This window comes from Streptomyces sp. NPDC002564 (assembly GCF_042889645.1).
Classification (GTDB): domain Bacteria; phylum Actinomycetota; class Actinomycetes; order Streptomycetales; family Streptomycetaceae; genus Streptomyces.
On sequence record NZ_JBIARE010000001.1, the window covers coordinates 111,982 to 133,171 of the forward strand.

The 21,190-nt window shown below is 72.7% G+C and carries 21 protein-coding genes; 19 read left to right on the forward strand and 2 right to left on the reverse strand.

Features of this window, described 5'->3' with window-relative positions; translation table 11 throughout:
- Window positions 1–84: 84 nt before the first annotated feature.
- The 12 genes from ACFYXE_RS00565 (at window position 85) to ACFYXE_RS00620 (ending at window position 8,917) form a co-directional block, all read left to right on the forward strand.
- Window positions 85–1,098, forward strand: coding sequence for a type II secretion system F family protein (locus tag ACFYXE_RS00565; RefSeq protein WP_361165513.1), 1,014 nt, complete (start codon window positions 85–87; stop codon window positions 1,096–1,098).
- Entirely contained in the window at window positions 1,095–2,024 is a 930-nt protein-coding gene (locus tag ACFYXE_RS00570; protein WP_389307648.1) for a type II secretion system F family protein, read from the forward strand. The genes ACFYXE_RS00565 and ACFYXE_RS00570 overlap by 4 nt, the downstream gene beginning before the upstream one ends.
- A gap of 104 nt (window positions 2,025–2,128) precedes the next feature.
- A complete protein-coding gene (locus ACFYXE_RS00575) occupies window positions 2,129–2,374 on the forward strand; it encodes a hypothetical protein (protein WP_361165408.1) in 246 nt (81 codons plus the stop codon).
- Between the two features lie 151 nt (window positions 2,375–2,525).
- Window positions 2,526–2,960, forward strand: coding sequence for a TadE family protein (locus ACFYXE_RS00580; RefSeq protein WP_361165411.1), 435 nt, complete (start codon window positions 2,526–2,528; stop codon window positions 2,958–2,960).
- Window positions 2,960–3,418 carry a TadE/TadG family type IV pilus assembly protein gene (locus ACFYXE_RS00585; protein ID WP_389307651.1) on the forward strand — a complete coding sequence of 153 codons (459 nt, stop codon included), beginning with the start codon at window positions 2,960–2,962 and terminating at the stop codon, window positions 3,416–3,418. The genes ACFYXE_RS00580 and ACFYXE_RS00585 overlap by 1 nt, the downstream gene beginning before the upstream one ends.
- Window positions 3,415–3,885: a pilus assembly protein TadG-related protein gene (locus tag ACFYXE_RS00590; protein ID WP_361165417.1), complete on the forward strand. Its 471-nt coding sequence runs from the start codon at window positions 3,415–3,417 to the stop codon at window positions 3,883–3,885. Before ACFYXE_RS00585 ends, ACFYXE_RS00590 begins: the two co-directional genes overlap by 4 nt.
- A 248-nt stretch (window positions 3,886–4,133) precedes the next feature.
- A complete protein-coding gene (locus tag ACFYXE_RS00595) occupies window positions 4,134–4,778 on the forward strand; it encodes a hypothetical protein (RefSeq protein WP_389307653.1) in 645 nt (214 codons plus the stop codon).
- Entirely contained in the window at window positions 4,775–5,782 is a 1,008-nt protein-coding gene (locus tag ACFYXE_RS00600; RefSeq protein WP_389307655.1) for a hypothetical protein, read from the forward strand. The genes ACFYXE_RS00595 and ACFYXE_RS00600 overlap by 4 nt, the downstream gene beginning before the upstream one ends.
- A 30-nt stretch (window positions 5,783–5,812) precedes the next feature.
- On the forward strand, window positions 5,813–6,151 hold the full coding sequence (locus tag ACFYXE_RS00605; protein WP_389307657.1) for a hypothetical protein: 339 nt from the start codon (window positions 5,813–5,815) through the stop codon (window positions 6,149–6,151).
- Entirely contained in the window at window positions 6,148–7,419 is a 1,272-nt protein-coding gene (locus tag ACFYXE_RS00610) for a putative T7SS-secreted protein (RefSeq protein WP_389307659.1), read from the forward strand. Before ACFYXE_RS00605 ends, ACFYXE_RS00610 begins: the two co-directional genes overlap by 4 nt.
- A gap of 41 nt (window positions 7,420–7,460) precedes the next feature.
- Window positions 7,461–8,126: a hypothetical protein gene (locus ACFYXE_RS00615; RefSeq protein ID WP_389307661.1), complete on the forward strand. Its 666-nt coding sequence runs from the start codon at window positions 7,461–7,463 to the stop codon at window positions 8,124–8,126.
- A gap of 32 nt (window positions 8,127–8,158) precedes the next feature.
- Window positions 8,159–8,917, forward strand: a complete 759-nt coding sequence (locus ACFYXE_RS00620; protein WP_389307663.1) for a hypothetical protein — start codon at window positions 8,159–8,161, stop codon at window positions 8,915–8,917.
- A gap of 6 nt (window positions 8,918–8,923) precedes the next feature.
- Here ACFYXE_RS00620 and ACFYXE_RS00625 read toward each other — a convergent pair whose 3' ends face one another.
- Complete coding sequence (locus tag ACFYXE_RS00625; RefSeq protein ID WP_389307665.1) at window positions 8,924–9,280, reverse strand: hypothetical protein; 357 nt, start codon at window positions 9,278–9,280, stop codon at window positions 8,924–8,926.
- A gap of 564 nt (window positions 9,281–9,844) precedes the next feature.
- On the opposite strand from ACFYXE_RS00625, the gene ACFYXE_RS00630 reads away from it, so the two are divergent.
- The 6 genes from ACFYXE_RS00630 to ACFYXE_RS00655 all read left to right on the forward strand — a co-directional run bounded on the left by ACFYXE_RS00630 (window position 9,845) and on the right by ACFYXE_RS00655 (window position 19,089).
- On the forward strand, window positions 9,845–12,895 hold the full coding sequence (locus tag ACFYXE_RS00630; protein ID WP_389307667.1) for a BTAD domain-containing putative transcriptional regulator: 3,051 nt from the start codon (window positions 9,845–9,847) through the stop codon (window positions 12,893–12,895).
- 43 nt (window positions 12,896–12,938) lie between these two features.
- On the forward strand, window positions 12,939–13,658 hold the full coding sequence (locus ACFYXE_RS00635; protein ID WP_361165441.1) for an A24 family peptidase: 720 nt from the start codon (window positions 12,939–12,941) through the stop codon (window positions 13,656–13,658).
- A gap of 79 nt (window positions 13,659–13,737) precedes the next feature.
- Window positions 13,738–14,937 carry a cyclic dehypoxanthinyl futalosine synthase gene (gene mqnC, locus ACFYXE_RS00640; protein ID WP_361165444.1) on the forward strand — a complete coding sequence of 400 codons (1,200 nt, stop codon included), beginning with the start codon at window positions 13,738–13,740 and terminating at the stop codon, window positions 14,935–14,937.
- A 7-nt stretch (window positions 14,938–14,944) separates the two neighbouring features.
- Window positions 14,945–15,544: a hypothetical protein gene (locus ACFYXE_RS00645; RefSeq protein WP_361165447.1), complete on the forward strand. Its 600-nt coding sequence runs from the start codon at window positions 14,945–14,947 to the stop codon at window positions 15,542–15,544.
- Window positions 15,545–15,596: 52 nt separating this feature from the next.
- Window positions 15,597–16,292 carry a demethylmenaquinone methyltransferase gene (locus ACFYXE_RS00650; protein WP_389307670.1) on the forward strand — a complete coding sequence of 232 codons (696 nt, stop codon included), beginning with the start codon at window positions 15,597–15,599 and terminating at the stop codon, window positions 16,290–16,292.
- Window positions 16,293–16,458: 166 nt separating this feature from the next.
- Window positions 16,459–19,089: a zinc ribbon domain-containing protein gene (locus ACFYXE_RS00655; protein ID WP_389307672.1), complete on the forward strand. Its 2,631-nt coding sequence runs from the start codon at window positions 16,459–16,461 to the stop codon at window positions 19,087–19,089.
- A gap of 73 nt (window positions 19,090–19,162) precedes the next feature.
- Here ACFYXE_RS00655 and ACFYXE_RS00660 read toward each other — a convergent pair whose 3' ends face one another.
- A complete protein-coding gene (locus ACFYXE_RS00660) occupies window positions 19,163–19,714 on the reverse strand; it encodes a GNAT family N-acetyltransferase (protein WP_389307674.1) in 552 nt (183 codons plus the stop codon).
- Between the two features lie 97 nt (window positions 19,715–19,811).
- Between ACFYXE_RS00660 and ACFYXE_RS00665 the strand changes: the two genes are divergently transcribed.
- Window positions 19,812–21,098: a geranylgeranyl reductase family protein gene (locus ACFYXE_RS00665; protein ID WP_361165456.1), complete on the forward strand. Its 1,287-nt coding sequence runs from the start codon at window positions 19,812–19,814 to the stop codon at window positions 21,096–21,098.
- Window positions 21,099–21,190: the final 92 nt, after the last annotated feature.

Genomic DNA, 21,190 nt, shown 5'->3' on the forward strand with positions numbered 1-21,190 from the left:
ACCGCGTTCCACGTGAGCGCGCTCGACACGGCCGTACGACTGCCGGACGCCGGGACGTCGACGGCCGCGGGCTCGCTCAGCTTCATGGGCGGCCTCTTCTCGCTGCCCGTCCTGTACGCGCTGGGCTGCGGCATCGCCGCGGGCGGCGGCCTCGCGCTGCTCGCCGTGGCGATCCGCGGCCTGCCGGCCAAGCCCGAGCACGAGAAGCACCGGGCGAGCGAGCGCGCGAGCGAACTGATCCGCTTCGTCGGCCGCCGCGGCTCGGCCGCGATCGGCGTCGGCCTCGTCGTGCTGCTGCTCACCCGCTGGGCGGTGGCGGGCCTCGCGGCCGGCATCCTCGTCTTCTTCTGGGACAAGCTCTTCGGCGGCGCGGCGGAGGAGCGGGCGCAGATGCGCCGCGTCGAGGCCCTCGCCGCCTGGACCGAGTCCCTGCGCGACACCATCGCCGGAGCGGTCGGCCTGGAACAGGCGATCCCCGCGTCCGCGCGGGCCGCCGCCCCCGTGCTCCGGCCGCACCTGGACGCCCTGGTGGACCGGCTGCGCGCCCGCACCCCGCTCCCCGAGGCCCTGCAGATACTCGCCGACGAGATCGACGACGCATCGGCGGACATCATCGTCGCCGCGCTCATCCTCAACGCCAAGCTGCGCGGCCCCGGCCTGCGCCAGGTGCTCGGCGCGCTCGCCAAGTCGGCGCGCGAGGAGGTCGACATGCGCCAGCGCGTCATGTCGCAGCGCGCCTCGACCCGCCGTTCGGTGCAGATCGTGGTCGCGGTCTCCGTCGCCTTCGTGCTCGGCCTCTCCATCTTCAACCGCGAGTTCGTCGAGCCGTACGGCACGGCGGTCGGCCAGCTCGTGCTCGCCATGGTGTGCGCGCTGTTCGCGCTCGGCTTCTGGTGGCTGCGCAAGCTGTCGACGGTGGAGACGCCGGACCGCTTCCTGGTCAGGGACGAGCCGGGCGTGCAGTTCGTCCGCCCGCGCGGCCCCGGCGGCACACCCGTGCCCGGCGGCCCCGAGCAGGCCCCGCAGTTCGGCCGCCCCGGCCCGGCCCAGCAGGCCGTGCCGGGCCACACCAACCCGTCCGAGGGGGTACGCCGATGAGCCTGACCATGCCGGTGGCGATCGGCGCGATCCTCGGGCTCGGCATCTTCGCCCTGGTCCGCGCCCTGATGCCGGCCAAGCGCAGCGCGGTCGCGCAGGTCGCCCGCATCGACGCGATGCGGGCACGCGGCGCGGCGTACGAGTCGCAGCGCGCGACGTCCGACACGGAGAGCCCGGGCCGCCTGGGCACGCTGCGCGCGCGGGTCGGCATGCGGGTCGCCGACTTCTACCTGCAGCAGGGCTGGGAGCAGCGGTCGCTGCGGGCGGACCTCGCGGTCCTGGACCGCAGCTGGGAGAAGTTCCTGGCGACGAAGGTGCTGCTGGCCGCGTCCGGCGTGTTCTTCGGCCCGTTCCTCTTCGCCATCATCTGGACGCTCGGCGTCGGCCGCAGCCCGATCATCCCGGTCTGGCTCGCGCTGATGTTCGGTGCGCTCTTCTTCTTCCTGCCGGACCTGGAAGTACGCAGGGACGCGGCGGACAAGCGGCGCGACCTGCGCCGCGTCATCGGCGCCTATCTGGACCTGGTGTCGATGAGCCTCGCGGGCGGGCGCGGCCTGCCCGAGGCGCTCATGGCGGCGGCCGAAGTGTCCGACGGATGGGCGACGCAGCGGATCCGCAGCGCGCTGGCCGACGCCCGCATCACCGGCGTCAGCCAGTGGCAGGCCCTCGGCTCGCTCGGCGAGGAACTGGGCGTCGAAGAGCTGAAGGACCTGTCGGCGTCCCTGGCGCTGGTGGCGGACGACGGCGCCAAGGTGCGCGAGTCCCTCGCCTCCCGCGCCGAGACGATGCGGCACCGCGAGCTGGCCGAGATCGAGGGCAGCGCGGGCGAGAAATCCCAGTCGATGCTGGTCGCTCAGCTGCTGCTGTGCGCGGGCTTCCTGGTCTTCCTCATCTTCCCGGCGGCGATGCGCGTGTTCCAGGTCTAGCGGCGCCGCGCCCGCCCGGGCGCGGCGGCCCTCCGACGACCGGTGCCGGACAAACGGGGCCCGGCGCCTTCCTCCCCCCACCACTCCTGAGAGGACAACTCACCATGAACGGACGGAACTTCAGTCACCCGGCTGTCGACTTCCTCGTGACCTTCCTGAAGGGCCGCGTGCAGCGGGCCCGTTCCGGCGAACTCGACCGTGGCGCGTCCGCGGTGGAGTGGGTCATCATCTCGGCGGTCGTCGTGGCGATCGTCGGCGTCGTGGCCGCGATCATCAACGCCGCGCTCAAGGGCGGCGCGGACAAGGTCAGCGACTGCATCGAGGGCGCGGACGCGGGCAGCACCTGCTGACGTCCGGTTCCGCTGTTCCGTGGCACCGCCTCCGTACGCCGGGCGACCGGCGCACGGCCGACCGGCGGCCGGCCACGCACACAGGTAGTTGACGATGCTGTCGGTGCCCGTCGGGGGCATCGCGAAAGGCGACGGGGTTCGAGTGCGGGGAATGCGTGGATTCGTACGCCGCAGGGTGGAGGCCGCCTCCACCCGCGGCGAATCCGGCATGACCGCGATCGAGTTCGTCCTGCTCACCCCGGTGCTGTTCTTCATGATCTTCGCGACGGTGCAGTTCGCGCTGTACTTCTTCGCGGATCACGTGGCGCAGGCCGCGGCCCAGGCGGGCGCGCGCAAGGCGCGCGCCACCGCCGACGAGAACGCGGGCGGCTGGCGGGGCGAGGCCAGGGACGTGGCCGACGCCTACATCCGCCAGCTCGGCCCGAAGCTGGTGCTCGGCCCGGACGTGAAGACCATCCAGCCGGAGCAGAACACGGTCGGCGTGGACATCACGGCCCGCGTCCCCTCGGTCTTCCCGGGCCTCGACCTGACCGTGCACGCGCAGTCGTCGGGCCCGGTCGAGCGGTTCGTGGAGGACAACGGCTGATGCGCACGACACGGGACGCGCGGGCCGGGGCGCCCGGCGCCGCCTCGCCGCGGCGGTGCGGGGACGACCGCGGTCTGTCGACCGTCGAAGTGGTGATCCTCGCCCCGGTGATGATCCTCTTCATCCTGGTCCTGGTGGCCTTCGGGCAGCTCGTCGACGGCCGCGGGGCCATCGACGGGGCGGCCCGCGACGCCGCGCGCGCCGGGTCGATCCAGAAGGAACACGGCACGGCGCTGTCCGAGGCGCGCAAGGCCGCGCGGGCGGACCTCGCCGACGTCTGCTCGGGCCCGGTCTCCGTCGTCCAGAAGAGCGACGGCTTCGACGAGAAGGTCGACCCCTTCTTCACCGTCGAGGTCAGCTGCGAGGTCAGGGGCCTCGCCATGCTGGGCCTGGACATCCCGACGCGGCTGGAGGCCTCCTTCAGCTCCCCGCTCGACCCCTACCGGAGGTCGGCGTGAAGCGCCGCGCTGCCACCCTCGTACGCGACTGGTCCGCGTCCCGCCGCACCCGCCTCGACGACCGGGGCTCGGGCGCCGGCGCGGTCATCATCTTCGCGATCGTCTTCCTCGCCCTCGCGGCGTTCGTCATCGACGGCGGCCTCTCCATCTCCAAGCGCGAACGCGCCGCGGACATCGCGGAACAGGCGGCGCGCTACGCGGCGCAGGACCTGGAGCTCGAGGACATCTACGACGGCGCGAAGGGCGCGCCCATCAACTACGAGAACTGCGGCGCCCGCGTCCGCGCGTACGTCCAGGAGGCGGGCCTGACGGGCGCGGACGTCGCCAACACCCAGTGCGTGACGGCGACCCCCCAACAGGTGGAGGTCGAGGTCCAGATGACGTACAGCCCCGTGTTCACGGGGATGTTCTACGGCGGGGACGTGACGGTGCGGGGGCGGGCCACGGCGGAGAACGAGGTGGGCTGAGAGCCCTCGTGCCGCTCGTGCCGGGCGAGGAGCCCGGCGGCTCTCCCACGGTGCCCCGACATCGGCCGGCCCCTGCCCGCACCCCTCTCAACTCCCCTCCCCCCGCCCCGAGATACCCCCCTCCACCCCACTGCCGGCCGTCACCTCGACTCATCCGACTTTCACCCCGCCGCGCCGCCCGGCGCCGGTGACTTCCGTCCGCACGGACCGGTTTACCTCCCGTTGGCCCTAGCCGGAGGTATATGCGCATGCGTACGAGACGGACGTCGTCGTCCGCCATGGTGGTCGCGGCGGCCGCCCTGCTGTTGTCGGGGTGCGCGGGGCAAGGAGCCGGGACGTCGGACCAGATCGCCGGGGCGGGCCCGGAGAAGGCGGTCGCTCCGTCCGCTTCCGCGCCGAGCGACCTGATCGAGCGGCCGGCGATCGAGCTGCCGCGCGACATGAGGAACACCTTCGAGGACCGGGAGACCGGGAGCACCGTGAAGGACGCCGTGCTGGCCGACAGCGCACGGCGGATCGGCACGATCGACCAGGCGATCAGCAGCGGTGACGTGAAGCGCTCGGGCATGGCGTTCTACTCGGCCGACGAGGCGCTCGGTGCCGCCTACCGCTATGCCAGGGCGTTCCTGGACCGCGGCGACACCTGGACCGGCACGGTCCGCTACTTCGACCGCAAGGTGACGTACCTCAAGGGCAGGACGGCGACCCTGACGTACTGCGTCGACGAGAGCGAGGCCTTCGCCAAGGACCGGGGGTCGGGGAAGGTCGCACGCAATGCCGCGTCCGCCCGCTCCTTCGTCGCCTACGAGACCGACCTGGAAAGGACCGGCGAGGGCGTCTGGCGCACCACCTCGGTGAAGGCGGAACGCGGGGCGGCCGCGTGCCGGCCGTGACGGCGACCCGCACGACGGCGGCGCTGGTCACCGCGGCCCTGCTCGCCACACCGACGGCCGCGCGGGCGGACTTCAGCGAACCGGCCCCGGAGAGCCACGAGGTGTCGGGCGGCGCGAGCGGGCAGAGCATCACCTCGAAGGTCACCTTCAAGGTCGGCGGCACCTCACGGGTCGGGGAAGCGGGAGCCCTGACCCCCGCTTCCCCGTGGACGCCGCCTCCCTGCTGGTACGAGCCCTTCTGGACGGCTCGCGACTTCAAGAAGTTCACGGAGGCCAGCTGGCGCATGCACGCCGCGGCCGGGGGTGCCGGTGCGGACCTGGCGGCGGAGAAGGCGCGCCTGCGCGGAGGCCATCCGTACAAGGATTTCAACGTCGCCAAGAACTCCGACGGCATGTGGTGGATCGCGATCGACAACCCCGCCATCGCCGGGGACGCGACGGCGACGGAGTGCACGCGGGACCCCTTCTGGGCCGACAGGGGGGAGGTGCCGGATGCGCCTGGTGCCATCGGTCCCGAGATGCTCGCGGGGCTCGCCTACCAGGAGACGCAGGTCCCGGGCACGCAGGTCTCCATGGCTCCCGAGGGCGGGACGAAGGTCAATCTGCCGACGTGGATCTGGCTGGACGAGGCCGAGTTCCGGGCGGTCTCGGCCACCGCGAGTCTGCCCGGCGCCGGACTGTGGGCACGGACCACGGCGACGCCGGTGAGTCTGCGCATCGACCCCGGGACGAGCGATGCCGAGACGTATCCGGCGTCCGGCGAGTGCGTCATCGAGGGGAGGTCCGTCGGGGAGCCGTACGCCCGCGGCAAGTCGGGCGAGACCCCACCCTGCGGGGTCCGCTACCTCCGTTCCTCCGGCGGCGCGGCGTACGAACTGGGCGCCACCCTCACATGGCGGATGTCGTGGCAGGGCTCGGACGGTACGTCCGGCGACCTGCCGGACGGCGTCTACGGCTCGGGTCAAGACGTCGCCGTCCAGGAGATCCAGGCCCTGAACCGCTGACCATGTGCACGAACGGAGGGTACGAACACCATGGCCGCCACATTGCGCGTCGACGGCACTGAACTGGACCGCTTCATGCGGTTGCTGACCCGGTCGAACGACTCCCTGAAGGGTCTTCGCAAGGTTCTGGGGAGCGCCACCGCGACCGGTCTCGGCTCCGGTGAACTCGACCGCGCCTGCGAGGAGTTCCAGGCCGACTTGAAATACGGCGCCGAGCAGCTCGGCAAGCAGACCGAGGACCTCGCGAAGATCATCGCAGCGAGCAAGGACAGCTACCGCGAAGTCGACAAGGCGCTGGAAGAGGCCATGAAGAAGGCGGCGGCGAAGGGCGGACGCGGGGGCCGCCGCGGCAGCGGGGGCACGGCGTGACGCGGGAGCCGGCCCGCGACGACTACCCCGCCCTCGGCTTCGACCCGGCCCCGGGCGACCCGCACACCGTGCGGTCCCTGCACCGGCGGCTCATCGAGTGCGCCAAGGTCCTCGACGACACCCACGGCGTGGTCACGAAGCTGCTGGACGGCAGCTACTGGGAGGGTGACGCCGCGGTCGCCTTCCGCGAGCGGCTGAAGGACGGCCGCCTGCCCAAGGACCTGCGGAACGCCGCGAACTCCCTGTCCAGAGCCGCGCGCCAGCTGCACCACTGGCACGGTGAACTGGAGGACTTCCGTTCCCGCGCCAAGCGTCTCGACGTGCTGGCCAGGGAGGCGCGGGAAGCCCTGAAGGCGGCGCAGGGCCGGGCGACCGCCGCGGGCGACGACCTCGACCTGGAGCGGAAGGGCGGGCGCCACGACGAGGCGAAGAAGGCCCTGGCCCGCGCCGACGGGCGGGTGGAGGACGCCCAGGCGGAGCTGGACCGGATCCTGGGCAGGGCGCGGGACCTCGCGGCCGAGCACGAGGAGAAGGCGGGGCACCGGGCCGGCCGGATCCGCGACGCGACGGAACGGCTGGCGCCGCACGAGCCGGGCTGGTTCGACGGCGCGATGGACTGGGTCGAGGAGAACCTCCCCGACATCCTCGCCGCCACCGCCGGAGTCATCGGCCTGGTGGCCCTCCTCCTCGCGGGCCCGCTGGGAGCGGGGGTCGTTGCCGCGCTCATGCTGGTGTGCTCGGGGCTGAGCGCGGGGGCGCTGGGGTTGCGGCTGTCGCTGGACCCTGAGTTGTGGGCGTCGTTGAAGGACGGCCTGACCAAAGGTGAGCTCGACGCGTACTTCTGGAGCAACGTGGTCACTCTGGGAGGTGACGCCCTGGGCGCACTGCCGGGTCTCGGAGCCGTAGCGCTCGGGGCCCGGAGTGCCGGTAATGCCGCTCGCTCAGGAGCCGAGGTTCTCACCCTCGGCCAGAGGCTGTCCGCTGCCGGTATCCAGACCATGGAGCAGGCGCGGAGCATTTCGACGCTGGAAAACCCTCTTGTCAGGTACGTGGTGCGCGGTGCCAGTAATCCGGAAAAGGGGGCCAAGGCGGTAGCGGCGACTTCAAGTTCGATCGGCGTGGTTACCGCAGGACTCGGGCTGGTGGACAGCCTGACGGATGCGGACGAAAACGGCGTCAAAAAAGGTGCTGCAACCGGCATCGACGGTGCACGGCTTGGCCTCGAGGGAGCCGGAACCGTGAGTCTCTTCCGTCATGCCCTCTCCTGAACTCGTCATCTTGCCCGGAAGACACCCAGAAGGAAGGCCTCATGAATCCGATCCACTGCTCCACCGCATGGGAGCACAAGCCGACAAGGCGCTCCTGGATCCGGCACTTGATCATGAACGGAATTGGTCTCTTGGGGTGGATTGCCGCCTGGTTTGCGCTGTTGGCCGTGTTGATCGGCTTTCTGTCTCCCGGTTTCTCGTTCGCGTTCGTCCCCTTGCTGGTCTACTCCGCTTACCGGGCCGTGATCCAGGCGTTCTACCTGCCTCCTGCCTTACAGATGCGGCGTATTCTGCGCACCTATCCCTGGCAGGTGTTGCCAGGCGTACCGCATGGGCTGACCAAGCGACCTGACGTGTCGGGCAACCAGTACGGCTGGTTCGAGTTCCCCAACCCCGGTCGCCCTGAACAGCGCCTCCCCCTGGTCTTCGGCCGGCACCTCCGCACGGAGTGGTGGAGCCGTCGTATGGCCTCCCGCGCCAGACCCGAGTTGAAGGCGCAGATCGAGGTGGTCTGGTTCGCCGGCGACCCCCGATTCGCCGGTCTCATCGCCGCCTCCACACCTCGCGCAGAGGCTCCGCGACGCATGCACGTCCTGCGCCAGCAGATGAGTACGGACGGCGGGCACCGCACCTTCGCGGAGTGGGGTGCCACTCCCGAGGACATCGAACGAGGACGACGCGTCGGCATCCGTCCCGCCCACCCCTGATCCGCTGATCGCGCCGAAAGCAGGCCCTCCCCGTGAGCACCCCTTCCTTCACGCTGCACGAATCCGCCCTGGATCCCGAAGCCGTCATCTGGTTCGCCGAACCGCCCGGCTTCACCGCGCTTCCGCTGAACGTCCTCCTCGCGCCCCGACCGTCCCCGCCCCACGACGAACTGCGTGCCCTCCTCGCGCCGGTCCTGGATTCCGCGCCGGACGCGACGCACCGGCGGATACTGCTCGCTCAAGTTGCCGAAGGGCAGAAGTTGTTGAGGGCTCTCGGCGAAGTCGGCACCGCCCACTGCGCGATCGGCCTGCACAGGGACGACTTGGATGGCCTCGATAACCCGGATGGCCCGGATGACTCCGATGAGCCGGATAGCCCGCAGGGCCTGGCCGACGACCCAGGGCCGTCCGGCGGCACCGCGCGGACCTTGCTCTCCCTGTTCACCCTCACCTGGCGGGACATCGCCCCCGCCCCGCCCACCGTGACGGCCGCCCGAGCCGTCACCTCCGGCGAGCAGCCTCCGCACAGCCGTATCGAATACGTCGACGGCCTCCCGTGCGGCCCCGTCACCCTCAGCGAGACCGTCCGTGTTCCGCCACCCGGCAGCGGACCGTGCCCACAGGAACTCCTGCAGCTCCACGCCCACCTGCCGCACCCGGACGGAACGCGCCTGGCCGTCTTCACGTTGAGCACCCCGGCCGTGGAACGCCGTGAGGCCTACCGGAGCCTGCTGCGGCACGTCGTCGAGACGGCCGGCTTCGAGAACCCGCTGGCCCGGGCGCGGCCGTGACCGCGGCTACTTGCCGCCGCCCCCGTCCCCCTTCTTCCCGTCGCCCTTGCGCTGGTCCATCTTCACCGCGTCGTTGACCTTCTTGGCCAGGTCGTCGTCCAGCTTCTTGAATTCGCGGACGACCGCGTCGGAGAGCTCCGCGAGCTGGTCGAGCTGCTGGCCGATGTCCTCGCGGCCGTCCTCCCAGTTGGACTCGAAGTCCTCCAGGGAGTCGTAGACGCCGCCGTCGCCGATGTCGTCCTTGTAGGACTCGAAGGTCTTCTTCGTACGGTTCATGCGGTCCTTGACGGAGCGCAGGCGGCTGCCGTAGTCCTCCAGGTCGGTGAGCGGGATCGTGAGGTCGCTCTTGCCCTTGCTGCCCATCTTCTTGTCCCCCTTAGGTCCCTTAGGCCGCTTGGATCCCCTCAGGTCCCTTGGATTCCTTGAGGTCCTTGAGGTCCTTGAGGTCCTTGGGGTCCTTTGGGTCCTTGGATCCCAAGGATTGCTTGCCCCCCAATTCTCACCCCACCTCCCTCCCCCTTCCCCATCCGTACCGGAACTGTGACGCGCACCCTCCCGCCCCGCCCCGGCCCTTCCCTAAGTCGTCGGATGCGGGGGAGGGCAGGGCGCTCGGCGGGCCGAGTCGGTCGGATTCGGTCGGAGTCGGGTGGAGAGTGAAGCGGGCCTTTGCGGGCGAGGGGGGAGGAACCGGGCGGTCGGCTCCGCGTCCGCCCCTGTCTGACCTCCGGACCCTTACGTACCATCACCACCGTCACCCCAGTACGCTCACCCGACCGCCGTTCCCCTCGTACCGCACCCGCACACCGCACCCGCGCACCGCACAGCACCGCACCCGCACACCGCACCGCACCCACGCACCCCACCCTCCACTCCACCCACCCAACTCCACCCACCCACTCCTCCCCACAGGACACCAGGACACCCGCCATGGCGCGCACCACCTCACGCTCGACGAGTCCGCCGAACCCGCAGTCCCCGCGGAACCGGACGCCGCAGCCGTTGCCGCGGCGCCGCCGTACCGTCGGGGACTTCGTCAAGGCCTTCTTCGCCTTCGTCGCGCTGGCCGTGCTCCTCGTCGGCGTGCCCGGGGCCCTCGTGGTCTTCGTGGGATGGCCGCTGCCGGGCGGGGCGCCCTCGCTGGACTGGCTGCAGCAGGAGATCACCGTCAGCACGTTCATCAACGTGCTGACCGTCGTCGTCTGGTTCGCCTGGGCGCAGTTCACCGCCTGTGTGCTCGTGGAGATAAGGGCCGCGCTCTCCGGCGTGGGGATCCCGGGCCGGGTGCCGGGGGCCGGCGGCAGCCAGATGCTCGCGCGGCAACTCGTCGCCGCCGTCCTGCTGGTGGGCGCCACCGCGGCCAGCTTCGCGCCGGGTCTCTCGCAGTTCGGGCAGTCCCTGGAGGGGAACCAGAAGCCCGCCTCCGCGGCCTCGGCCCAGCAGACCCCGGGGCTCTTCGGCCAGGAGCAGCAACAGCAGGCCGCCCTGGCCGCCGACGCGCTGGCCGCGCAGGCCGACCTGGCCGCCGCGCACGCCGACGGCGGCGCCAAGGCGGGCGACACGAAGTTCTACCGGATCCAGCCGCCCGAGGGGCGCCACCACGACTCCCTGTGGGAGGTCGCGGAGCGGCACCTGGGCGACGGCCGCCGGTACAAGGAGATCTACCAGCTCAACAAGGACCGCGAGCAGCCCGACGGCTCGCGGCTCTCCGAGGCCAGCCTGATCCGGCCCGGCTGGATCATGGAGATGCCCGCGGACGCGCACGGCGGCGAGCTCGTCGAGATGCCCGACGAGGCGCCCGAGGTGTCGAAGGACGTCCAGGAGCAGATCTCCGACTACTCCAGGACCGGCGACCACCAGGGCAGCGGCGGACAGGAGCAGGGCGGCGGACAACAGGAGCAGGGCGGCGGACAGGAGCGGGGCGGCGGCTCCGTCGACCGCGACACCGCGCACATCGTCCTGCCCGAACAGCGCCCCGCCACCCCGGAGAAGCCCGCCGCCCCGCACGCCCCGGACGCCGCCGAGACGCCCGCCGCGCAGGCCGCCGACGCCGCCGGCTTCGACTTCGGCCTCCCCGAGGCCCTCCTCGGCGCGCCCCTCCTCGCCGCCGGTCTGCTCGGCGCGCTCGGCCGGCGCCGCCGGCACGCCCTGTGGCAGTCGGCCATGGGCGCGGTCGGCGGGCGCGGCGGCATGCAGCCGCCGACCCCGACCGGGGCCGCCGCCGCCGCGCAGGACGCGCTGCTCGTGGGCGCCGACCCCGAGGGCGTACGCCTGCTCGACCTGTCGCTGCGCGGCCTCGCCGCCGCGCTCGCGCAGGAGAACCGCGCCCTGCCGACCGTGTACGCGGCATGGCTGAGCAACGGCGACCTGCACCTGCAGCTCGCCCAGCCCGCGGGACGGCCGCCCGCGCCCTGGCAGCTGGGCCAGGACCAGACGTTCTGGGTGCTCGCGCGCACCGACGCCGAGCGGTACGAGGACGTGGACACCGCCGCGCCCTACCCGGGGCTCGTGTGCCTCGGCACCCTGGACGACTCGCGGCTGCTCCTCAACCTGGAGTCCGTGCCCGGCATCGTCTCGCTGAGCGGCAGCGCGGCCGACCGCGCGGCCGTCTTCGCCTCGGTCGCCGCCGAGCTCGCCACCAACGGCTGGTCGGACCGCATGACCATCACCGTCGTCGGCTTCGGCCAGGACCTCACGCCGCTCGCGCCCAACCGGCTGCGGCACCTGGAGGACGTGGACGCGCTCATCGAGACCATGGAGGCCGAGACGCGGCAGCGGCGCGGGGCGCTCGGCGCCGCCGGGCACGACTCCGTGCTCACCGGCCGCACCGGCCCCGCCCAGCACACCCGTTGGGCCCCGCACCTCGTGCTGCTGGCCGCCGAGCCGAGCGCCGAGGAGGCCGTGCAGCTCGCCGAGCTCGCCGCCGACGCGAGCCGCCTCGGCATCGGCTACCTGGTCGGCACCGAGTCCGGTGACCTGCCCGGCGCCGCCTGGGAGATGGAGATCACCCGCGAGGGCAAGCTCCTCGCCCCGCTGCTCGGCCTGGAGCTGGCCGCGCAGTCGCTGCCCGAGGCCCAGCAGCGCGCCGTCGTACGGCTCTTCACGGAGGCCGACCCGGCGACCGCGGGCACCGGCCCCACCGGCCCCACCGGCCCCGGCGACGGCCCCGCGGGCGCCGCCCCGCCGTTCCTCGTCGACGTCACCGAGCAGGGACGGCCCGCGGTCTACGCCCGCCTCGTCGGCACGTACGAGATCATCGGCCTGGACACCCCGGACGGCGAGCGCAGCCCGCTGCTGCACGAGGCGCTGGCCCTGCTGCTCCTGCACCGCGAAGGGGTGCACCCCCGGGTGCTGGCCTCCGCGCTGTGGCCGCGCGGCGTCACCGACGACGTGCGGGACGCGCTCGTCGAGCGGCTCCGCGAGTGGCTCGGCACCGAGCCCGACGGATCGCCCCGGCTGCGCGCCGACCGGACGGGACGGCTCACGCTCGCCCAGTCCGTCGTCTCCGACCTGGACGTGCTGCGCTCGCTGTACCACGAGGCCACCCAGGGGCGCGGCGCCGGCAACCGCGCGGTGCGCGGCCGGATGCTCACCGACGCGCTGGTCCTGGTGCGCGGTCCGCTGCTCGCCGACCGGCCGCAGGGGCGGTACGGCTGGCTCACGCACGAGATCATCGACGCCCAGCTGCCGCTGCTCGTCGCCGACATCGGGCTCGCCCTCTCCGAGTTCCACCTGGAGAAGGGGCGCGCGGAGAAGGCGATCGAGGCGCTCGACGCGGCGCTGGGCTCCGCGCCCGGCGACGAGCGGCTGTGGAACGAACTGCTGCGGGCCACCCACGCCACCGAGGACCCGGCCCGGCTCCGGCAGGTCGCCGCGGACCTCGTCGCCCGCAGCGGCGCCCGCGGGCTGCCGCCCCGCACCGAAGCCCTGCTGGACGAGCTGCTGCCGACCTGGCGCAGCGGCCTGACGGCGGCCGGCTGAGGCCGTCCGGAACCAGCCGACGCCCCGACGGAAGCCGTAAGCCTTGTTGCCCCTCCTCATCCTCGGCGGCGCCCTCTGGGGCGCCTTCGCCGGGCTCTTCGTGCCGCGCGCCGCCTACCGGCTGTCCGTGCCGCCCGAGGAGCCCTGGCGGACCGAGACCCCGCAGGGCCACCCCCTGACCTCGTGGGTCGGGCCCGCCCGCTGCCCGGGGGGCGGCGGGTACGGGCCGCGGACCTCGGGGACCGTCGTCACCACCGCCCTCGTGTGCGCCGCGCTCGCGGCCACCACCGGCACCCGGCCCGAGCTCGGCGCCTGGCTCCTGCTGGCACCGTTCGGCGTGCTGCTCGCCCTGGTCGACTTCACCGTGCACCGGCTGCCCGACGTGCTCACGCTGCCGCTCGCGGGCGCCGCGCTCGCGCTGCTCGGGGCGGTCGCGTTCCTGCCCGAGCGGGCCGGCTCGTGGCTCGGCGCGCTCTACGGGGCGCTCGCGCTGGCCGGCGCGTACTTCGTGCTGTTCCTCATCAGCCCCGCAGGCATGGGCTTCGGCGACGTGAAGCTCGCCCTGTCCCTGGGGGCCGTGCTCGGCTGGTACGGCTGGGGCGTGCTGCTGCTCGGCACCTTCGCCGGGTTCCTGCTGGCGTCGCTGTACGGGGCGGCCCTCGTCGTCGCCCGCCGCGCCGGACGCAAGACAGCGATCCCGTTCGGCCCCTTCCTGCTGGGCGGTGCCCTGGTGGGCCTGCTCCTGGGTTCGTACGCGGCCTGACCGGCCCGCGTCGGGCGGCGGACGCCGCTGGCGTACGCTGGCGTGGTCCGCCCACAACCCTTACGAAAGGGACGCCCCGGTGACCGAGAAGGCCGACCTTCAGTCCGTCCTCGACCGTGCCGCCGCAGGCGGGCGGATCACCCCCGAAGAGGCCCTGGTCCTCTACCGCGACGCCCCGCTGCACGCGCTCGGCTCCGCCGCCGACGCCATCCGCCGCCGTCGCTACGCGGGCACGGAGCACATCGCGACGTACATCATCGAGCGCAACATCAACTACACGAACGTCTGCGTGACGGCGTGCAAGTTCTGCGCGTTCTACGCGGCCCCGAAGGACACCAAGAAGGGCTGGAGCCGCGACCTCGACGACATCCTGCGCCGCTGCGCGGAGACCGTCGAGCTGGGCGGCACCCAGATCATGTTCCAGGGCGGCCACCACCCGGACTACGGCGTCGAGTACTACGAGAAGCACTTCGCGGCGATCAAGAAGGAATTCCCGCAGCTGGTCATCCACTCCCTCGGCGCCTCCGAGGTCGAGCACATGGCCCGCATCTCCAAGGTCTCCGTCGAGGAGGCCATCCAGCGCATCAACGCGGCGGGCCTCGACTCCTTCGCGGGCGCGGGCGCCGAGCTGCTCCCGGCCCGCCCCCGCAAGGCGATCGCCCCGCTCAAGGAGTCCGGCGAGCGCTGGCTCGAGATCATGGAGATCTCCCACAACCTGGGCGTGGAGTCCACCTCCACCATGCTCATGGGCACCGGCGAGACGAACGCCGAGCGCATCGAGCACCTGCGCATGATCCGCGACGTGCAGGACCGCACGGGCGGCTTCCGCGCCTTCATCCCGTACACGTACCAGCCCGAGAACAACCACCTCAAGGGCCGTACGCAGGCGACGATCTTCGAGTACATCCGCATGATCGCCATCGCCCGGATCTTCCTCGACAACGTGGCGCACATCCAGGGTTCCTGGCTGACCACCGGCAAGGAGGCCGGCCAGCTGACCCTGCACTACGGCGCGGACGACCTCGGCTCGGTGATGCTGGAGGAGAACGTGGTCTCCTCGGCCGGCGCCAAGCACCGCAACAACCTGCGCGACATGATCGACATGATCCGCACCGCGGACCGGGTCCCGGCCCAGCGCGCCACGACGTACGAGCACCTCGTCGTGCACGACGACCCGGCGAACGACCCCGTCGACGACCGCGTCGCCTCGCACATCTCGTCCACGGCGATCGAGGGCGGCACGGCCCACCCGGAGCTGAAGCTCCTCGCCACCAACTGAGGTTCCGTTGCTGACCCTGCACGTCGCCGAGCACTCCCCGGAGACGGCCGTCCTGGTCGACGGCGCGCACGTCGCCGCCGTCGGCCCGTACGAGGAACTGGCCGCCGCGCACCCCGGCGCGCGGCTGCGGCGCTGGCCCGGCATCCTCACGCCGGGCCTGCTCAACCCGTACGGCCCCGAGCTGCTGGAAGGGACGTACCACCCCGACCCGCGCGAGGCGGACCGCCTCGGCACGGAGCCCATCGGGGGCGAGCGCGCGCGGGCCCTGTTCCGCGCGGACCCGTCCCGTCTGGGCGCCAGCGCGCGCCGGGGCGTGCAGCGGCTCCTGGCGCACGGCACGGTGGCGATCGCGGGCGAACTCCGGGCCCGCCCCGTCCTGGACACGATCCGCAGGGCGGGCCTGGCCGTCGGCCACCGCCCGCCCCGCCTCCCGGGCCCGCCGTCCCTGACCCCGGCCCCGCTGATCCTGCTCCCGCCCCTGACCCCGACGTCCCCGGCCCGCTTCGCGGTCTTCGACGTCCCCACGCGGGAGGACCTGGTCCGCGGCGGTCCGACGACCTGCGTGGCCACGGTGATCGCGGGCCGCCTGGTCTTCCGGGCCCGCTGAGGGGCGCGCGGGCCGCCGCCGGTCCGCAAGAGCGGCCTGCCACAATGGCCGGGTGACCCGAGCCACCCTGGACAAGCAGCCGCACGAAGTCGCCACGATGTTCGACGACGTGGCGGAACGGTACGACCTCACCAACGACGTGCTCTCCCTCGGCCAGGCCCGCCTCTGGCGCAAGGAGGTCGCCAAGGCGGTCGACGCACGCCCCGCGCAGAAAATCCTGGACCTCGCGGCCGGCACCGCCACCTCCTCGCAGCCCTTCGCGCGGGCCGGCGCGTACGTGGTGCCCTGCGACTTCTCGCTCGGCATGCTGCGGGTCGGCAAGCAGCGCCACCCCTGGATGCCGTTCACGGCGGGCGACGGGACGAAGCTGCCGTTCAAGGACGACACCTTCGACGCCGTCACCATCTCCTTCGGCCTGCGCAACATCCAGGACACGGACGCCGCGCTGCGCGAGCTGTACCGCGTGACGAAGCCGGGCGGACGCGTCGTGATCTGCGAGTTCTCGCACGCGACGTGGGGCCCGTTCCGGACGGTGTACGAGGAGTACCTGATGCGCGCGCTGCCGCCGGTCGCGCGCGCCGTGTCCTCGAACCCGGACGCGTACGTCTACCTCGCCGAGTCGATCCGCTCCTGGCCCGACCAGCCCGCGCTCGCCGCGCGGCTGCAGGGCGCCGGCTGGTCGCAGGTGGCGTGGCGGAACCTGACGGGCGGCGTCGTGGCCCTGCACCGCGCCTTCAAGCAGGCCTGAGCGCACGACGCCGCATAACGCTTCAGTCGAGAAGAAGGATCCCGCCTCGGCGGGAACCGGCAGCCGGGCAAGATGTGTCCGTTGTAGCGACCCGTCCGCAACCTTATGTGGTGCTTATGGGTCGGTCCTGTTGCTGGTGAACTCCTAGGACTGACGGAGCGATTCGATGGCGTCGTACTGCCCACACTGCGGGGCTTCCGCTCCGGACGAGGCCCGCTTCTGCATGAAGTGCGGCAAGGAACGTCCCGCGGATCCGGCGACACCTGATCCGGCGACGCCCGACGCGGCGACGCCCGACCGGGCCGCCCCGGCACCCGAGGACGCCGTCCCCGCGCCCCCGCCGTCGTCGCCGCCCCCGCCCGCCTACACCCCGACCGCCGTGTCCCTCACGGCACCGGCGCTCCCCGCGCCGCCCGCGGCCCCGGCGGGCCCCGCCGCCCCCTCGCCCGTCGGCGCCTTCCTGGGCCGGACGTTCCGCGGCGACTGGCTCGGCTCCGTGCAGGCCGCGCTGTGGCCCCTCGTCCTGCTGCTGATCGGGTCCGTCGCGCTGGCGATCCCGGCGTACGGGCAGGACGACGACGCCGTCGTCGACTTCACCGACCGGCTGCGGATCAGCCTCGCGCTGCTGCTCCAGTCGGTGGGCGGCGGCTTCGAGTTGTCGGGCCGTGAGGAGCGGCCGGGCCTCGGCGGCTCGGACGGCCTGGACGGATCCGGTGGCCTGGACGGGTCCGGCGGCCTCGGCGGCTCCGGCGGTCTGGGGCTCGGGTCGGACGGTTCGGCGTCGGCGGCCGAGGGCAGCGCCTCGCTGCACTTCGCCCCGCTCACCATGACCGTGGTGTTCCTCGTGGCGCTCTTCATCGGCGTCCGCGTGCTGCGTACCCGCCTGGTGGCGCGCGGCGCCGGACAGCCCGGCGGCACGTCGGGGCTCGAAGCCGCCGTCCGGGTCGCGCTGCTGGTGACCGTGGGCGTCCTCGGGCTCGCGCTCTTCGCGCAGCCCGAGATCGAGGGGATCCAGCTGTCCTCGTCCCCGGTGCTGGCCGCGCTCGGCGCGCTGCTGCTCGGACTCGGCGTCTCCTACGGGGTGTTGCACCGTCTCGACCTGCACCACTGGCTGGCCGCACGGCCCGGCGCGCAGTCCGTCATCCGGGCCGCGGGCGCCGCCGTGCGCGCGCTGGCCGTGGTGCTCGCGCTCAGCGCGGTCGTCACCTTCGTCTGTCTCACCCAGGTCGACGACCTGGCCCGCATCACCGACCTCGACGACACCGAGTTCTCACCGCTCCTGGTCGCGTTCCTCGTCCTGCCGAACCTCGCGGTCACGGCCCTCGGCATCGGCTGGGGCGCGGGCGCGGAGGCGTCGGTCAGCGGCACCGGATCGGCGTACGGGGGCGGACGCGAGAGCGCGTCCTTCGGCCTCTCCGAACTCGGCGACGTCACCAACGACTGGGCGATCGTGGGTGCGTTGGCGCTCGGCCTGGTCTGCGCGCTGACGATCGGCCTGTTCGCCGCCCGGCGCTGCGCGGGACGCGGCGAGCAACTCCTGGCCGCCGGGGTCTTCTTCGGGTTCTTCCTGCTGCTCGCGGGGTTCAGCGGCATCGGCGTCGAACTGGCCGGGCAGGCGCTGGACGGGAGTTCGGGCTTCGGCGGCTCCGGGGCCGAGCGCAGCGGCAGCGTGGAGGCGGGGCTCGGCGTCCCGGAGGTGCTGCTGTTCGGGCTGCTGTGGATCGTCCCGGCCGCGCTGCTGGGGCCGTTCCTGCTGCGGATGGCGGGACAGCCGGGCGCCGTTCCGGTCGGGCCCGTCCCCGGGTACGCACCGTCGTACGCCCTCTCGTCCGCGCCCGACCAGCCGCGGCCCGGCACCCCGCCGACGCCCGGCACCCCGCCGGCCGGAACCCCCGAGGCCGCCACGCCGCCGTCCGGTACGCCCGCGCCGGACACCCCGCCGCCCGGCACCCCGCCCCACGGCACCCCGCCCGTCGGCACGCCGACCCCCGCGTACTCCCAGCCCACCGTCTCCGCCTACGCGCCGCACGCCTTCCAGATCGGCCAGCAGCCGCAGCCGCAGCCGCCCGCGGCGGGCGGCCGGGGCCGATCCGGGATCTGGGTCGCCACGCTCGTCGGGGCCCTCGTGCTCGGCGGTGGTGTGGCCGCCGGGGTGCTGCTCTGGCAGGACACCGGTGACGACAAGGCGGACGGCGCCGGCAAGGACGACGGCCCCGCGGTCACCCGGTCCGAGGGGCCGAGCCCGAGCGGCAGCGCGTCGCCGAGCCCGCTGACGTCGCCGACCCCGTCGCCGAGCGCCAGCACGGACCCCGGCGTGGTCGGCGGGACGGAGGTGCCGGCCGGGACCGAGCGGGTGACGGACCCGGAAGGGTTCTCCTTCGCGGTGCCCGACGGCTGGACGCGCCAGTCCGTCAACCCCGAGCGCCCCGGACAGATCACCTATACGGGGACGACCGGGCGCGAGGAGTTCCTCGTCGGCGTCGTCACGGACGCGCCCTACACCTCGTACGGCAACTTCACGAACATCGAGAAGCACACCAAGTCCGCTTCCGACAAATCGGACTACGAGCGGATCCGGCTGGAGCGGAACACCTTCCAGGGCCGCTCCGGCGCCATCTGGGAGTACACGTACACCGACGACGTGGGCCGCACGATCCACGCCCTCAACCAGAGCTACATCGCGGAGAACGGCACGGAGTACGCGATCCAGCTCTCCTGGCGCGGCGACTTCTGGTCCACGGGCCAGGGCGAGCAGACGCACCGCACTGCCCTGGACACCTGGCGGCTCACGGGCTGACGGCGGCGCGCGAGGGGCGGGGGCGGTCGGCGCCCCCGCCCCTCGCGCCCCCCGGAGCCTTGCTGCAGGCTCGCTACAGGGTGAGCCGGAAGCAGTGGGCCACCCGCCGTGACGACTCGACACCCGGCGTCCGCGGGGGAGTGGCGAACGACTCGGCGAGCTCCATGCCGAGCCGCCGGGTCACCGCGACCGAGCGTTCGTTGCCGTCGACGATCATCGCGACGACGCTCGGCACGCCCGCGGCGCGCAGCCGGTCCACCGTCGCCCGCGCGGCCGCCGACGCGTACCCCTTGCCCCAGGCCCGGCGGGTCAGCCGCCAGCCGATCTCGATCTCGCCGACCGGGCCCCACGGCCTGGTCCAGGGCTGGGCGCCGGTGAACCCGACCGGCTCACCGGTCTCGTCCAGCAACGTCCACAGGCAGTAGCCCAGTTCGGCGTCGTGTCTGCGCTGCCGGGCGGTCAGCTCCTCGTACATCGAGAGCTCGGCGGACGAGCCGCCGAAGAACTCCATGACCTCGGGATCGTCGAAGAGCCGGTGCCAGACGAAGGCGTCCTCGTGGGTGGGGACGCGCAGCCGCACGTCGGGGAGGTGCAGCGCGGGCAGGGTCTCGGTCTGCTCGGTCACGTGTGGCCCTTCGGCTGGCTGATCAGTACCGCCTCATAGACTGCCCATATCCCGTGCCGGTCGGCACACAGTTTTCGAGCCTTGGGGAGAACCCGCCGTGACCGAGCCCCTCTCCGAACACACAGCGGACGTAATTGTCGTCGGAGCCGGCCCCGCCGGTGCGACGACGGCGTACTACCTGGCGAAGGCCGGGCTCGACGTACTCCTCCTGGAGAAGACCGCCTTCCCACGGGAGAAGGTCTGCGGAGACGGGCTCACGCCCCGCGCCACCAAGCAGCTGGTGTCCATGGGGATCGACATCTCCGAAGAGGCGGGCTGGCTGCGCAACAAGGGCCTACGCATCATCGGCGGGGGCGTCCGGCTCCAGCTGGACTGGCCGGAACTCGCCTCCTTCCCGGACTACGGCCTCGTGCGCAAGCGCGACGACTTCGACGAGCAGCTGGCCCGGCAGGCCCAGAAGGCGGGCGCACGCCTGTACGAGCGGTGCAACGTGGGCGAGCCCATCGTCGACGACCGCACCGGCCGCATCACCGGTGTGCACGCCAAGATGGGCGAGGAGAAGACCCCGGCCACCTTCCACGCCCCGCTCGTGGTCGCCGCCGACGGCAACTCCTCGCGGATCTCGCTGGCCATGGGCCTGCACCGGCGCGAGGACCGCCCGATGGGCGTGGCCGTCCGCACGTACTTCACCTCGCCGCGCCACGACGACGACTACCTGGAGTCGTGGCTGGAGCTGTGGGACCGCCGCGGCCCCGGCGAGGACCGGCTGCTGCCCGGCTACGGCTGGGTCTTCGGCATGGGCGACGGCACGTCCAACGTCGGCCTCGGCATCCTCAACTCCTCCAAGGCCTTCCGCGAGCTCGACTGGCGCGAGGTCCTCAAGGCCTGGTGCGCCTCGATGCCGGAGGACTGGGGCTACACCCCGGAGAACATGACGACGCCGATCCGCGGCGCCGCCCTGCCGATGGCCTTCAACCGCCAGCCGCACTACACCAAGGGCCTGCTCCTCGTCGGCGACGCGGGCGGCCTGGTGAACCCCTTCAACGGCGAGGGCATCGCCTACGCCATGGAGTCCGGCCAGATCGCGGCGGACGTCATCGTGCAGGCACACGCGCGTGCCACCCCCGCCCAGCGCGAACTGGCACTGCAGAACTACCCGAAGACGCTCAAGGAGGTCTACGGCGGCTACTACACGCTGGGCCGCGCCTTCGTGAAGATCATCGGCAACCCGAAGGTCATGAAGATCGCCACCCAGCGCGGCCTGACCCACCCCATCCTCATGAAGTTCACGCTCAAGATGCTGGCGAACCTGACCGACCCGACGGGCGGCGACGCGATGGACCGCATCATCAACGGACTGAGCAAGGTGGCTCCCAAGGCGTGAACCCCGGGGCGCCGCGGGGAGGTTCCGCGGCGCCCGGAGTCGTCGTCGCGCCGGTGCGGCCGGGCCGGGCGTGGCCGGGCCGGGGGAGGCCC